Source organism: Burkholderia sp. SJZ089, from assembly GCF_007828315.1.
In the GTDB taxonomy this organism is placed as follows: Bacteria; Pseudomonadota; Gammaproteobacteria; order Burkholderiales; family Burkholderiaceae; genus Burkholderia; species Burkholderia gladioli.
Genome location: NZ_VIUM01000001.1, coordinates 164,718 through 178,962, shown reverse-complemented (window position 1 = coordinate 178,962; position 14,245 = coordinate 164,718). Strand labels below are relative to the sequence as shown.

Annotated in this window: 13 protein-coding genes; 4 read left to right on the top strand and 9 right to left on the bottom strand. The window is 70.4% G+C overall.

The features are described from left to right. Nucleotides 1-5 precede the first annotated feature (5 nt). Genes FB600_RS00695 through FB600_RS00685 form a run of 3 tightly spaced genes read right to left on the bottom strand, consistent with a single transcriptional unit; the run spans nucleotide 6 to nucleotide 4,111 of the window. Nucleotides 6-1,232, bottom strand: a complete 1,227-nt coding sequence (locus FB600_RS00695; RefSeq protein ID WP_145756056.1) for a phosphotransferase enzyme family protein — start codon at nucleotides 1,230-1,232, stop codon at nucleotides 6-8. 28 nt (nucleotides 1,233-1,260) lie between these two features. Beyond that, a complete protein-coding gene (pnuC, locus tag FB600_RS00690; RefSeq protein WP_145756055.1) occupies nucleotides 1,261-1,908 on the bottom strand; it encodes a nicotinamide riboside transporter PnuC in 648 nt (215 codons plus the stop codon). Nucleotides 1,909-1,930: 22 nt separating this feature from the next. Further along, nucleotides 1,931-4,111, bottom strand: coding sequence for a TonB-dependent siderophore receptor (locus FB600_RS00685; RefSeq protein WP_261383323.1), 2,181 nt, complete (start codon nucleotides 4,109-4,111; stop codon nucleotides 1,931-1,933). A gap of 582 nt (nucleotides 4,112-4,693) precedes the next feature. On the opposite strand from FB600_RS00685, the gene FB600_RS00680 reads away from it, so the two are divergent. Beyond that, entirely contained in the window at nucleotides 4,694-6,022 is a 1,329-nt protein-coding gene (locus FB600_RS00680; protein WP_145756053.1) for an epoxide hydrolase family protein, read from the top strand. Nucleotides 6,023-6,084: 62 nt separating this feature from the next. Further along, a complete protein-coding gene (locus tag FB600_RS00675) occupies nucleotides 6,085-6,396 on the top strand; it encodes a DUF4148 domain-containing protein (RefSeq protein ID WP_096751148.1) in 312 nt (103 codons plus the stop codon). A 73-nt stretch (nucleotides 6,397-6,469) separates the two neighbouring features. Here the strand turns inward: FB600_RS00675 and FB600_RS00670 are convergent, their stop codons facing one another. The 4 genes from FB600_RS00670 to FB600_RS00655 are packed head-to-tail and all read right to left on the bottom strand — an operon-like array spanning nucleotide 6,470 to nucleotide 12,183. Beyond that, nucleotides 6,470-8,515, bottom strand: a complete 2,046-nt coding sequence (locus FB600_RS00670; RefSeq protein ID WP_145756052.1) for an acetyl/propionyl/methylcrotonyl-CoA carboxylase subunit alpha — start codon at nucleotides 8,513-8,515, stop codon at nucleotides 6,470-6,472. A gap of 59 nt (nucleotides 8,516-8,574) precedes the next feature. Beyond that, nucleotides 8,575-9,360: an enoyl-CoA hydratase/isomerase family protein gene (locus tag FB600_RS00665; protein WP_103692122.1), complete on the bottom strand. Its 786-nt coding sequence runs from the start codon at nucleotides 9,358-9,360 to the stop codon at nucleotides 8,575-8,577. Between the two features lie 10 nt (nucleotides 9,361-9,370). After that, entirely contained in the window at nucleotides 9,371-10,978 is a 1,608-nt protein-coding gene (locus FB600_RS00660) for a carboxyl transferase domain-containing protein (protein WP_145756051.1), read from the bottom strand. A gap of 23 nt (nucleotides 10,979-11,001) precedes the next feature. Further along, a complete protein-coding gene (locus FB600_RS00655) occupies nucleotides 11,002-12,183 on the bottom strand; it encodes an isovaleryl-CoA dehydrogenase (protein WP_098152363.1) in 1,182 nt (393 codons plus the stop codon). A gap of 238 nt (nucleotides 12,184-12,421) precedes the next feature. On the opposite strand from FB600_RS00655, the gene FB600_RS00650 reads away from it, so the two are divergent. Both FB600_RS00650 and FB600_RS00645 read left to right on the top strand, forming a co-directional pair. Then, the gene (locus tag FB600_RS00650; protein WP_013690310.1) at nucleotides 12,422-13,147 is read left to right on the top strand and encodes a TetR/AcrR family transcriptional regulator; all 726 of its coding nucleotides are present in this window, start codon (nucleotides 12,422-12,424) and stop codon (nucleotides 13,145-13,147) included. Between the two features lie 100 nt (nucleotides 13,148-13,247). Next, nucleotides 13,248-13,640, top strand: a complete 393-nt coding sequence (locus FB600_RS00645; RefSeq protein ID WP_098182942.1) for a hypothetical protein — start codon at nucleotides 13,248-13,250, stop codon at nucleotides 13,638-13,640. Nucleotides 13,641-13,665: 25 nt separating this feature from the next. Here the strand turns inward: FB600_RS00645 and FB600_RS00640 are convergent, their stop codons facing one another. Next, nucleotides 13,666-13,908: a hypothetical protein gene (locus tag FB600_RS00640; RefSeq protein WP_046582762.1), complete on the bottom strand. Its 243-nt coding sequence runs from the start codon at nucleotides 13,906-13,908 to the stop codon at nucleotides 13,666-13,668. Between the two features lie 61 nt (nucleotides 13,909-13,969). Beyond that, nucleotides 13,970-14,239 carry a DUF3325 family protein gene (locus FB600_RS00635; RefSeq protein WP_409995280.1) on the bottom strand — a complete coding sequence of 90 codons (270 nt, stop codon included), beginning with the start codon at nucleotides 14,237-14,239 and terminating at the stop codon, nucleotides 13,970-13,972. Nucleotides 14,240-14,245: the final 6 nt, after the last annotated feature.

Here is a 14,245-nt window from a genome sequence, read left to right as displayed (position 1 = left end):
GGCCTTCAGGCGCGCGGCCGCCGCGAGCGCAGCACGCCCAGCAGGCGCTGCCCTTGCGGCCCGGCGAACCAGCGCGCATGGCCGATCAGGTAGGTGTCGTAGGCGGCTTCGGTACCGGCCGGCGAGGCGAGGATGCCGTTGAAGTACTCGACTTCGGACAGCGCGAACTCGGTATGGACGATGGGCAGCAGCGCGGCCAGCGCGCGATAGGCCGCATCCGACAGCGGCAGCACCGATTCATATCCATCCAGCAAGGCATGCAGATGCTCGTATTCGACGCGCCGCGTCGCCTCGGGCGCTAGCCAGTCGACCAGGTTGCGCTCGATCGCGGTGGCGATGTCGAGCACCGCGCAAGTGCGGTCGGCAAGGCCGAAGTCGAGCACGGTGGCCACCGTCGCCTCGGCGCCCTCGCCGCGCCACAGCAGGTTCGAGGCATGCCAGTCGCCATGGGTCCAGAGCGGCGCCAGCGTATCGAGCAAGGGCACCAGTTCGCGATGGAAGGGGCCGATCTCGCGCAACACGTCGCCGTGCCAGTCGCGCCCGCCCAGGGCGCGCGCCAGGCGCGGCTGGGCGGCCACCCAGGCGTCGAGCGCGGCGCCCAGGTCGGGCTCGCCCAGCACCCGGAAGCTCGACAGCAGCGGCTTGGGCCGACGCGCCGGCGCGTCGAAGCCGGCCGAGGCGCGATGCAGGGTGGCCAGCATGCGCCCGGCCGCCACCGCGTGCGAGGCATGCAGGAACGGTTTCCACGACATCACGCCGCGATAGACATCCACGCCCGGCGAGGCCGCATGCACCTCGTAGGTCCAGTCGCCGCGCCGCGTCGCCGTGCTGCCCCGCGCATCGGCCAGCACCTCGGCCACCGGCAGGCCCTGCCCGCGCAGGTGGGCGATGAAGCGATGCTCTTCCTCGAGCCCGGCCACGTCGCGGATGCTGGCGTGATGGCGCTTGACGAATACCTCGCCGCCGTCGGCCATGCCGGCCAGCACGGCGGCCGAGAACGGCCGCGGGCTGTGCCAGGCGAGTCTCGCCACCGGTCCGAGGCGCGGATAACCCGCCAGCAGCGCGGCCACCTCGTCACGCGTGATCAGCGGCCAGTCGCGCTCGGTGCTCTCGCCGTCGACGGTGAACTGCGGCGGCGCGCTCGCATCGCCCGGCTCGACGCCGGCGAGCGGCGCGGGCGGCGGGCCTGGCTGCGTCGGCGGCCCGGATCGGGAACGGGAATCGGCGCTCATCGCGCGGCCCCGGCTGACGGCATCGCGTTCATGCGCGCCCGCCGGCGTCGAGACGCGGCGCGATTGTCTCGGTCTCGGTCTCGGCCTCGGCGCGCGCCAGCGCACGCGCCCAGTCGCGCCAGCCGATCGCGGCCAGCACCACGAACAGCGCATACAGGCCGGCCGTCAGGTACAGCGCCTTGTAGACGAACATGCCCACGTAGATCACGTCGACCACGCACCACAGCTGCCACGAGGCGATGTAGCGGCGCGCGGTCCAGTACTGCGCGACCAGGCTGAAGGCAGTCAGCGTGGCGTCGACATAGGGCAGCGAGGCATCGGTCCAGCGCGCCATCGCGCCGCCCAGCAAGGCGCTCAGCAGCACCGCCGCGAGCAGGTCGGGCGCCACGCGGCGCCAGCCGACGCCGCGCTCCGGCACCACGTGCGCGGCATCGGCGCCCGCCACGCGGCCGGCATCGAGCCGCCGCTGCGCCAGCCAGCGATACCAGCCATACAGCTGCAGCGCCGCGAAGGCGCCCTGCAGCAGCATGTCCGAATAGAGCTTGGCATCGAGGAAGATCCAGGCGTACAAGGCGACCGAAGCGAGCCCGACCGGCCAGCACAGCAGATGGCGCCGCGCGGTCAGCCAGATCGCGAGCGCGCTGACCACCACGCCGGCTATTTCGAGAGGTGACATAAGGCCGGGGCTCCGTGCCGGGTCAGAAATCGTAGGTGACCGAGAAGCGTGCCGTGCGCGGCGCGCCGATGAACAGGTAGGCGTCGCCCTGCAGTTCGCCGGCATCGCGCCAGTAATAGCGGTTGAACAGGTTGTCGACCCACAGCCGCGCGGTGACGCGGTGCCCGCCGAGCTTGGTGCTGTAGCGCGCGCCGGCGTTCACCACGATCCAGCCCGGCACGCGCGCGCTGCCCTCCTCGTTGGCGGTGCGGCTGGCGCTGTACTCGAGACCGCCGAGCAGGTCGAAACCGGGCAGGCCCGGCACCGCGTAATCGGCGTTCAGGGTGGCGCGCAGTGCCGGCACGTTGATCACCTGGTGGCCCTCGTAGGCGGGCGTTCCGGAATCGTACGCGCGGGCGCGGATCGCCGCGAGCGTGGCGTTCAGCGACAGCCGCTCGGTCAGGCGGCCCGAGGCGCCGAGCTCGATGCCGTCGTGGCGCTCGCGGCCGCGCTGCACGAAGGTGTAGCCGGCGTCCGTCGAATCGGGCTGGGCGAACTCGAAGGGCTTGCTGATGGTGAAGGCGGCGGCCGTCAGCGTCAGGCGGTTGGCCCAGTCGTATTTCGCGCCCACTTCGTAGGCGTTCGATTCGAGCGGCGGCAGGAAGGCGTAGGCGTTGCTGGCGCGCACCGGCGCCTGGTCGCCCAGCGACAGGTCCTTGCTGTAGGAGCCGTAGAAGGTCAGCGGCGCCACCGGCTTGTAGACCAGAGCCAGTTGCGGCAGGAACTTGCTGCGGTCGGTGCGGGTCGGCTCGCCGTCCTGGCTGGTCCAGGCGCGCTGGCGCAGCAGCACCTGCCGGCCGCCCGCCAGCACTTGCCAGTGATCGCCGAGGCTGATCTTGTCGGAGGCGAACAGCGAGACCTGCCAGGCGTCGAGCTGCGGATACGACTGGCTCGCGCTGTTCGGCGAGGGATCGAAGCTCAGGTCCGGGCCGTAGATGTTTTCGCTGCCGACATAGTCGTAGACCGAGGTGGACAGGCGCACCACGCGATGCAGCGCGCCCACGCCGAACAGCACGTCGTGGCGCAGCGCGCCGGTGCTGAACTTGCCGGCCAGCGCCGCGCGCACCTCGTCGTTGCGGCGGTATTCGCCGGGGCTGCGGTAGTCGTAGACGTCGAAATCGCCGTTCGAGGCGAAGAAGAACGGCGAGGTGCCGCCGGCGCCGCAGCTCGGCACGTAGGCGCAGCCATAGGCGAAGGCCACGTTGTCGTCGATCATGGTGCGGCTGCGACCGCCGGTGACGTAGGCGCGCCAGTCGTCGTTGAAGGCGTAGTCGAAGCGCGCGTTGAGGTTGAGCGCGTCGGTGGTGACCGGCTTGGCCCAGGGCTGCACGCCGAGCAGCTTGGAGGCCGAGGCGGCCGGCGGCACCACCGTGCCGCCCAGCAACTGGTAGCCCGACACGGAGCGCTGGATCCATTGCTGGAACTCGGCGTTCACCTGCAGGCTGGCGCGCGGCGTGATGTTCCAGTCGGCCGCGAGCGAGGCGAAGGAGCGGCGGCCGTTGGCGTCGTCGACGTAGGAATGGAGGTTCTCCTTCGCCGCGTTGATACGGAAGCCGAATTGCTTGTCGGGGCCGAAGCGGCGCCCCAGGTCGACCGCGGCCGAGGTCGAGCCGCGGCTGTCGACGCCGGCCGTCACGCTCGAGACGTTTTCCGGGCGCTTGCTGACGAAGTTGACGATGCCGCCCGGCGATAGCACGCCGCTGTCGATCGCGGCCAGCCCCTTCAGGATCTCGACGCGCTGCTTGTTCTCGAGCGCCACGTTCTGCTCGCCGGACAGCGTCAGGCCGTCCAGCCGGATCGCGCTGGCCGGATCGAGCGGGAAGCCGCGGATCGTGAAGTTGCCGTAATAGCCGACCGGCGTGTAGTCGGCATTGATCGAGGCGTCGTTGCGCAGCACGTCGGCCAGCGTCCTGGCCTGCTGGTCGGCGATCCGCGCGGCGCTCACCACCGTGACCGAGGCCGGCGTATCGAGGATCGAGGCGTCGTCGCGGCCCGTCACCGAGGCGCTGCGGGCCCGCCAGCCGGCATTGGCCGAGCCGGAAACGTCGACCGTCGGCAGCACGCGCACGGCCGGCTCGGTGTCCTTGCCGGCACGCGCCTCGGAAGCCGGAACCGGTGCCGGCACGGGCGTGTCGGCGGGCGCGGCGGCGGCATGCGCGGCCATCACGGTCAGGCCGAGGCCCAGTTGCCGTTGCAAGGCGCGCGGACGCGGGAATGGGCGCAGCGCAGCCGCGGACAGTCGTCGTTTCATCGGGAAGTCGGAAAAGCGCTCGCGCCGGGCGGCGCGATCAAAAGGCGTGATCATAGCGCAGCGGCGCCCCGCTTCCGACCGCTGGCCGGGCCCGGTGAGGCCGGGGCGCCACATTTTTGCGCGCGATGGGCCGATCGGCGCTGTCCCGCCCGCATCGGCCCGTGCCGCGCAAGGCGCGCTCGATACGTTCCACCGCCCTGCCCGGCGGCGGCCGGCCCTGGAACCGGGCGAATCCACCGCCAATCCTCAGTCGAAATCATCGCGATAAATATCGGATGCGATTCAGTCGCAACCGCTTGACATGACGAGCCACTTGATTAGAATGCGACGCACTCGATCACATCGCATGCGATTCAAATCGACGACGCAGGCAAGGCCAGGTCGCCGGCGCATTCGAATCCGTGCATCGATGCGTGCCGGCACCCGCCGCCGCGCCAGCCTCGTTACCGCCTCACCACCGACCGGCCCCCCCCGCCGGCACGACAGGAGCCCGCCATGCCACAAGACCATTCGATCCCTGCCCGCCGCCGTTTCATCGGCGTCGCCGCCGCCACGCTCACCGCCGGTTCGCTGAGCCGGCTGGCCTTCGCCGATACCGATCCGGCCGCCGCCTCGATCGCCGACGCGGCACCGGCCGCGGGCGGCAAGCCCGAGGCGATCCGCCCGCTGCGCATCCACGTCCCCGAAGCCCGGCTCACTGAACTGCGCCGCCGCGTGCGCGACACCCAGTGGCCCGAGCGCGAGACCGTCGACGACGCCTCGCAGGGCGTGCAGCTCGCCACCATGCAGGCGCTCGCGAAGCGCTGGGCCGGCGGTTACGACTGGCGCCGCATGGAGGCGCGCCTGAACGCGCTGCCGCAATTCGTGACCGGGATCGACGGCCTGGACATCCACTTCATCCACGTGCGCTCGAAGCATCGCGGCGCGCTGCCGATGATCGTCACGCATGGCTGGCCCGGCTCGATCATCGAGCAGTTGAAGATCATCGGCCCGCTGACCGATCCGACCGCCCACGGCGGCAGCGCCGACGACGCCTTCGACCTGGTGATCCCCTCGCTGCCCGGCTACGGCTTCTCGGGCAAGCCGAGCGCGACGGGCTGGGACCCGGTGCGGATCGCGCGCGCCTGGGTGATGCTGATGCAGCGGCTCGGCTACACGCGCTACGTGGCGCAAGGCGGCGACTGGGGCAATGCGGTGACCGAGCAGATGGCCCGGCTCGCGCCGCCGGGGCTGCTCGGCATCCATACCAACATGCCCGCCACCGTGCCGGACGGCATCGCCCAGGCGCTCAAGGACGGCAAGCCGGCACCGGCGGGCCTCTCGGCCGAGGAACGGCATGCCTATGAACAGCTCGACAGCTTCTACCGGCACGGGCTCGGTTATGCGCAGGAAATGGCCAATCGCCCGCAGACGCTGTACGGCATCGAGGATTCGCCGATCGGGCTGGCGGCCTGGATCCTCGACCACGACGCGGCCAGCCAGGCGTTGATCGCGCGCGTGTTCCAGGGCGCGCAGGAGGGCCTGACGCAGGACGACATCCTCGACAACATCACGCTGTACTGGCTGACGCGCACCGGCGTGTCCTCGGCGCGGCTCTACTGGGAGAACAAGCTCAACTTCTTCGAGCCCAAGCATGTCGCGATTCCGGTGGCCGTCAGCGTGTTCCCGGACGAGATCTACGCGGCGCCGCGCAGTTGGGCCGAGCAGGCCTATCCGAAGCTGATCCATTACCAGCGCATGCCCAAGGGCGGCCATTTCGCGGCCTGGGAGCAGCCGCTGGCGCTGGCCGGCGAACTGCGCACGAGCTTCCGTTCGCTGCGCTGAGCGCGGCGCCAGGCATCACCTCACCAGCCAATCCATCGTCTTCTTACTCAGGAATCCGGATCATGAAGAACCCTGTCGCCAACCTCCTGCTGGCCGCCCTCGTCGCCGCGCCGGCCATCGCCTTCGCCGCGCAACCGGGCTCGTCCCTCACCCGCGCCCAGGTCATCGCCGAGCTGGTCCAGCTCGAGAAGGCCGGCTTCAGCCCGAACGGCGACAAGAATCATTACCCCGAAGCCCTCCAGGCGGCGCAGGCACGCGTGGCCGCCGCCGAGGACATGGACGGCATGGGCAGCGAAACCCGCGGCACGTCGGAATCGGGGGCGCGGCCGGCCGTTTCGGCCGCCGAGTTGCGCGCGCTGTATCGCGGGCATTGAGGCCCCGCCGCAACGAAAAAGGCGAGACGCATCGCTGCGTCCCGCCTTCCCTACACGCGATGGCGACCCTCGATCAGGCCGCGGTGTCCAGCGTGATCAACTGCGCTCCGTCGGCCACCTGGTCGCCGACGGCATACAGCACCTCGGCCACCACGCCGGCGCTGGGCGCGCCGATGGTGTGCTCCATCTTCATCGCCTCCATCACGATCAGCGGCGCGCCGGCCTCGACCTTCTGCCCGGCTTCCACCAATACCGCGATCACCTTGCCCGGCATCGGCGCGGTCAGCCTGCCGCCGCCGTGCTCGGCATCGCCGGCGTGCGCCAGCGGGTTCTCCCAGACGAAGCTTTCGGCCGTGCCGTCGACGAATACGTGGAAGTTGTCGCGGTCCGCCACCACGCGGCCCGCGCCGCGTTCGCCGCCGATCGTCACCACCAGGTCGAGCGGCGTGGCGCCGGCCGCCCAGCTGAACGCCAGGGCTTCGTCCTCGCCGATCGCGAGCGATGCGCCGCCGCGCGCGCCGTGTTCGTAGCGAACCGCCAGCGCCGTGTCGCGCTCGGGCAACTGCCAGTCGAGCTGGCGGCGATAGTCGCCGTTGAGGCGCCAGTTGCCCAGCGCGCCCCAGGGCGAGGCCGCCTGCGCGGTCATGCTGCCGATTCCGCCCTTGCCCTTGTCTGCTGCCGCCGCCGTCGCCCCCTCGCGCGCCAGCAGCGCCGCGCAGGCCAGCGCCACGGCCACCGGCGCGAGCGGCCGGGCCGCGAACAAGGTCTCGTGGTTGCGCTCGATCAGCCCCGTATCGAGATCGGCCGTGGCGAAGGGCTCGCTGGCCACGATCCGCTGCAGGAAGTCCACGTTGGTCGACAGGCCGACCGCCTCGCAGTCGCGCAGCGCGCGCGCCATGCGCTTGAGCGCCTCGGCGCGGTCGGCGCCGTGCACGATCAGCTTGGCGATCATCGGGTCGTAGAACGGCGTGATCGCATCGCCCTCGCGCACGCCGCTGTCGACGCGCACGGCGGTGCCGATGGTGAATTCCGCGCCTCGCGGCAGCCGCAGATGGCGCAGCGTGCCCGTCGACGGCAGGAAGCCGCGCGCCGGATTCTCGGCGTAGAGACGCGCCTCGATGGCATGGCCGTTGACGCGCAATTCGTCCTGGCGCAGCGGCAGCGGCTCGCCCGAAGCCGCGCGCAGTTGCCACTCGACCAGGTCCAGCCCGCTGATCATCTCGGTGACCGGGTGCTCGACCTGCAGGCGCGTGTTCATCTCCATGAAGTAGAACTGCTCGCCGGTGACGATGAACTCGACCGTGCCGGCGCCCACGTAGCCCACCGCGCGCGCGGCGGCCACCGCCGCATCGCCCATCGCGCGCCGCTGCGCGTCCGACAGGCCCGGCGCCGGGGCCTCCTCGAGCACCTTCTGGTGGCGGCGCTGCACCGAGCAGTCGCGATCGAACAGGTAGACGATATTGCCCAGCGTGTCGCCGAACACCTGCACCTCGACGTGGCGCGGGCGCTGCAGGTATTTCTCGATCAGCACGCGGTCGTTGCCGAAGCTGCTGGCGGCCTCGCGCTGGCAGGACGCGAGCGCGGCCGGGAAATCGGCCGAGCGCTCGACCACCCGCATGCCCTTGCCGCCGCCGCCGGCGCTGGCCTTGAGCAACACCGGGTAGCCGATCGCGTCGGCCTCGCGATGCAGCAGCGCCGGGTCCTGGTCGTCGCCGTGGTAGCCGGGCACCAGCGGCACGCCGGCCTCGTGCATCAGCGCCTTGGCGGCGGCCTTCGAGCCCATCGCCGCGATCGCCGCGACCGGCGGCCCGATGAAGACGATGCCGGCGGCCGCGCAGGCCTCGGCGAAGTCCTCGTTCTCGGACAGGAAGCCGTAGCCGGGATGGATCGCCTGCGCGCCGGTGGCGCGCGCGGCCTCGATGATGCGCTCGTAGCGCAGGTAGCTGTCGGCGGCCGCGGCGCCGCCGATCGGCACGGCTTGGTCGCAGGCCTCGACGTGCTTGGCCCGCGCGTCGGCGTCCGAATAGACGGCGACGCTCGCGATGCCGAGCCGGCGGCAGGTCGCGGCCACGCGGCAGGCGATTTCGCCGCGATTGGCGATCAGGATCTTGTCGAACATGGTGGTCGGATGTCGGTAATCGGGTTCGGAAGCGCCTTGGCGCACGCGGCTCGGTCGGCTCACTCGCGCCAGGACGGCGAGCGCTTGTCGAGGAAGGCCGCGATGCCCTCGCGCGCCTCGGCGCCGGCGCGGGTGGCCGCGATCCAGTCGGCGGTCTGCTCGATCAGCGCGTCGTCGAGCGCGCGGCCGGCCACCTCGGCCGCGAGCCGCTTGCAGGCGCGCACCGCGTCGGGCCCGTTGTTGCGCAGCGTCTCGGCCAGTTGCGCGATGGTGGCGTCGAGCGCCTCGGCCGGCACGGCCTCGTGGATCAGGCCGAGTTGCGCGGCGCGCGTGCTGTCGAACACCTCGGCGGTGGTGAAGTAGCGGCGCGAGGCGCGTTCGCCGAGCGCGCGCACCACGTAGGGCGCGATGGTCGCCGGGATCAGCCCGAGCCGCGCCTCCGACAGGCAGAAGCGCGCCGGCACGGCCGCGACGGCGATATCGCAGGCGGCGACCAGGCCCACCCCGCCGGCATAGGCGTCGCCGTGCACGCGCGCGATCACCGGCTTGCCGCAGCGATACACGGCCTCCAGCATGCGCGCCAGCAGCCGCGCGTCGGCGCGGTTCTCGTCGTCGCTGTAGCCGGCCATCCGGCGCATCCAGTTCAGGTCGGCGCCGGCGCAGAACGACGGGCCTTCCGCGGCCAGCACCACGGCGCGCACCTGCGCCTGCGCGTCGAGTTCGACGAAGGCGGCCGTCAGCTCGGCGATCATGGTTTCGTTGAAGGCGTTGCGCACCTCGGGCCGCGCCAGCGTGACCGTCGCGATGCGCGCTTGCTCGGTGATCCGGATCGTCTCGTATCGCATCCCTGCCTCCTTACATGCGGAACACGCCGAAGCGCGTGTCCTCGATCGGCGCGTTCATGGCGGCGGCCAGGCCCAGGGCGAGCACGTCGCGGGTCTGCGCCGGCTCGATCACGCCGTCGTCCCACAGGCGCGCGCTGGCGTAATACGGGTGGCCCTGCTGCTCGTATTGCTCGCGGATCGGCGCCTTGAAGGCCGCTTCCTCCTCGGCCGACCAACTGCCGCCGCGCGACTCGATGCCGTCGCGGCGCACCGTGGCCAGCACCGAGGCGGCCTGGTCGCCGCCCATCACCGAGATGCGCGCGTTCGGCCACATCCACAGGAAGCGCGGCGAGTAGGCGCGCCCGCACATGCCGTAGTTGCCGGCGCCGAACGAGCCGCCGATGATCACCGTGAACTTGGGGACCTTGGCGGTGGCCACGGCCGTCACCATCTTCGCGCCGTGGCGCGCGATGCCTTCGTTCTCGTACTTGCGGCCGACCATGAAGCCGGTGATGTTCTGCAGGAACACCAGCGGGATCTTGCGCTGACAGCACAGCTCGATGAAGTGGGCGCCCTTCACCGCCGATTCCGAGAACAGGATGCCGTTGTTGGCGACGATCCCGACCGGGTGGCCCCAGATCCTGGCGAAGCCGGTCACCAGCGTGGTGCCGTAGCGCGCCTTGAATTCGTCGAAGGCCGAATCGTCGACGATGCGCGCGATCACCTCGCGGATGTCGAAGGGCTTGCGGGTGTCGCTGGGGATCACGCCCGACAGCTCGGCCGGGTCGTGGCGCGGCGGCAGCGGCTCGGCCAGGGCCAGCGGCGGCGGCGCCTTGCCGCCCAGGTTGCCGACGATCGAGCGCGCGATCGACAGCGCGTGCGCGTCGTTCTGCGCGAGATGGTCGGCCACGCCGGACAGGCGCGTGTGCACGTCCCCGCCGCCCAGGTCCTCGGCGCTGACTTCCTCGCCGGTGGCGGCCTTCACCAGCGGCGGGCCGCCCAGGAAGATGGTGCCCTGCTCCCTGACGATGATCGACTCGTCGCTCATGGCCGGCACGTAGGCGCCGCCGGCCGTGCAGGAGCCCATCACCACCGCGATCTGCGCGATGCCGGCCGCCGACAGGTTGGCCTGGTTGTAGAAGATCCGGCCGAAATGATCGCGATCGGGAAACACCTCGTCCTGGTTCGGCAGGTTCGCGCCGCCCGAATCGACCAGGTAGACGCAGGGCAGCCGGTTCTCGGCCGCGATCTCCTGGGCGCGCACGTGCTTCTTGACGGTCACCGGGTAGTAGGTGCCGCCCTTCACGGTGGCGTCGTTGCAGACGATCACGCATTCCCGGCCGGCGATCCGGCCGATGCCGGTGATGATGCCGGCGCCGGGCGCGTCGTCGTTGTACATGCCGTAGGCGGCCAGCTGCGAGAGCTCCAGGAACGGCGTGCCCGGATCGAGCAGCAAGGCGATGCGCTCGCGCGGCAGCAGCTTGCCGCGCGCCACGTGCTTGTCACGCGCGGCCTGGCCGCCGCCCTGGGCGAGCCGCTCGACCTTGTCGCGCAGGTCGGCCACCAGCGCGTCGAGCGCGGCCTGGTTGGCGCGGAATTCGTCCGAGCGGGGGTTCAGTTTCGATTCGAGGATCGGCATCGTGTGGGCTCCGTGGCGCGGGCTCAGGCCGTTTCGGCGAACAGTTCGCGGCCGATCAGCATGCGGCGGATCTCGCTGGTGCCGGCGCCGATCTCGTAGAGCTTGGCGTCGCGCCACAGCCGGCCGACCGGGTATTCGTTGATGTAGCCGTTGCCGCCGAGGATCTGGATCGCCTCGCCGGCCATCCAGGTGGCGCGCTCGGCGGTGTAGAGGATCACCCCGGCGCAGTCCTTGCGGACCTGGCGCACATGGCCGCTGCCGGCCGCGTCGAGATGGCGGCCGACCGCGTACAGATAGGCGCGGCAGGCCTGGAAGTTGGTGTACATGTCGGCCACCTTGCCCTGGATCAGTTGGAACTCGCCGATCGACTGGCCGAACTGCTTGCGATCGTGGATGTAGGGCACCACCGCGTCGAGGCAGGCCGCCATGATGCCGGTCGGGCCGCCCGCCAGCACCGCGCGCTCGTAGTCGAGGCCGCTCATCAGCACCTTCACGCCGCCGCCCACCTCGCCCAGCACGTTCTCCTCGGGCACCTCGACGTCCTGGAACACCAGCTCGCCCGTGTGCGAGCCGCGCATGCCGAGCTTGTCGAGCTTCTGCGCCACCGAGAAGCCCTTCATGCCCTTCTCGACGATGAAGGCCGTCATGCCGCGCGCACCCGCCTCCGGCTCGGTCTTGGCATAGACCACCAGGGTGTCGCAATCGGGGCCGTTGGTGATCCACATCTTGGTGCCGTTCAGCACGTAGTGGCCGCCGCGCTTGTCGGCGCGCAGCTTCATGCTGACCACGTCCGAGCCGGCGTTCGGCTCGCTCATCGCCAGCGCGCCGATGTGCTCGCCGGAGATCAGCTTGGGCAGGTAGCGGCGCTTCTGCGCCTCGCTGCCGTTGCGGTTGATCTGGTTGACGCAGAGATTGGAATGGGCGCCGTAGGACAGGCCGACCGAGGCCGAGGCGCGCGAGATCTCCTCCATCACCACCATGTGGGCGGTATAGCCGAGGTCGGTGCCGCCGTATTCCTCGCTCACCGTCATGCCGAGCACGCCGAGCTCGCCGAACTTGCGCCAGAGGTCCATCGGGAACTGGTCGCTGCGGTCGATCTCGGCCGCGCGCGGGGCGATCTCCTTGGCGGCGAACGCGGCCACCGCGTCGCGCAGCATCTCGATGTCCTCTCCAAGCATGAATTGCACGCCGGGCAGGTTGCTCATGTGTCCTCCGATTCCAGAAAGTGCGTTCGGCCGATCCGGTGGGGTGTCTCGATCTGAGTTGTGCTCAGAATTGTTCCCGGACGTCGATCGATCGAACCAGGTCATTTGATGTGGATTGATGGCGCATAGTGTCGCGCGGGCGTCGAGGGCGCGTCAACGATTTTTTGAGTGTCACTCAAATTTCATCGGAATCTCGGCTATCATCGGCGGCATCGTTCCGTTCTTGCCCGTTCACGCCATGACCGATACGCCCGTCAGACCCGATCGCGCCGAGGGCAGCCGCGCGCCCGCCGGCCGCAAGTCGCAGCAGCGCGTGCAGGACATCCTGCGCGCCGGCCGGGAGGTGTTCGCCGAGAAGGGGTATGAACACGCGACGGCGGCCGAGATCGCGCAGCGCGTGGGCGTGTCCGAGGCGACCGTGTTCAGCTATTTCCGCGGCAAGCGCGAGCTGTGCGCGCGCGTGATCGCCGATTGGTACGACGAGAACATCGCCGCCTTCGAGGCCGGGCTGCCGGCCGGCGCGCCGCTGCGCGAGCAGTTCGCCTTCATCGTGCGCACCCATTTGCGGCTGATGCTGGTGAACGGCACGGGCTTGTGCGCGCTGGTGCTGTCGGAGGGCCGCGCCAAGCAGCAGATGCTCGGCGACGAGCTGGGCGAGCTGCAGCGCCGCTACACGGCGCCGCTGATGGAGGTGCTGGCGCGCGGCCGCGAATCGGGCCAGGTGCGCCAGGACATGCCGCTGAGCCTGCTGCGCTCGCTGGTGTTCGGGCCGATCGAGCATGTGCTGTGGGATGCGATCCTGGGGCGGCGCACGCTCGATACCGAGCGCACCGCCGACCAGTTGATCGAGGTGCTGTGGGCGGCCCTGCAGCCGCCGGCGCCGGCCGCGCAGGCGCTGGCGCAGTTCCAGCGCGAGGTGCGCGAGGCGATGACGCGCATGGACCGCCAGCTCGGCGGCGATTGAGGGCGGCTCGGGATTCGCTCGGGCCGAGCGCCGGGACCCGAGCGCGCCGCGCGGTGAATCCGTCTACACTGGCGCTCCGCTCCCGATCCCCTGCCCGCTCATGACGAATCCCCTCCTCGACGCGAAGGCGCTGCGCGCCCTGGCCGAACTCGCCGAAGCCCGGCAGGCGGCAGCCTGCGATTGCAGCCGGACGCCGCTGGAGGGCTGGCAATCGCAGCCGCTCTCGCTCGACGAGAGCCGGCTGGAGCAGGTCGGCACCTTGCGCGCCGACGACGGCGCGGAACCGTCCTACGACGAATACCTGCCCGACGGCCTGCAATACTGGTCGCCCGAGGCGCCGATCGCGCCGCGCTACTTCCCGTACAACCAGTGCGATGTCTGGGCCTGCCGCGATTGCGGGAGGCTGATGCTGCGTTATGTGGAAGGCGGCGGGTATTTCGTGGATCGGCGGATTCGCGCGGTGCGGGCGGGATTGATCGTCGAGGCGGGCTGAGAGGGGCGGCTCGCCGGCCCTGAAATCAGTCGACGGAATCGCCTCGATTCCGCCAGCGGCGAACGCGCCGCACGTCGTGGACGGTTTTGCCGAGGTAGTACAGCAGCACGCCACCGACGCTGTTGATTATGGCTTTCGTCCCGCCATCCTCGATGTAGCTGCCGTATACGCCGCTCCAGGTCAGCACGAAATTGACCAAGAGATTGAGCGCCATGATGATCGCGATCGGCACGATGAACTCGATGAACAACCACTTCAGCCACTTCATGGCGCCCTCTCTCTTATCGACTTGTTGATTGGATGAATCCCGCGACGAGCCGGCGATCGACTCAACGCGCCGCGCCCCGCCGCTCGCGAACGATCAGCGCCCCGATCACGATTCCGGCGGCGAGGCTCGTCACCCCGCTGTAGGTCACCAGCCCCAGCGCCCAGCCGCGCGCCGCCACCGCCAGCCACAGCCCGGCGAGCAGGCCGAGCCAGCCAAGCCAGCGCAGCAGGCGAGTCGGCGCGGCGGCCAGCGCCCTGCCGAACACGGTTTCCTGGTGCCGCTCCATGGCCAGCGCGAGGCAGGCGAAGGCGGCAAGACAAACGATCAGCATCGCGGG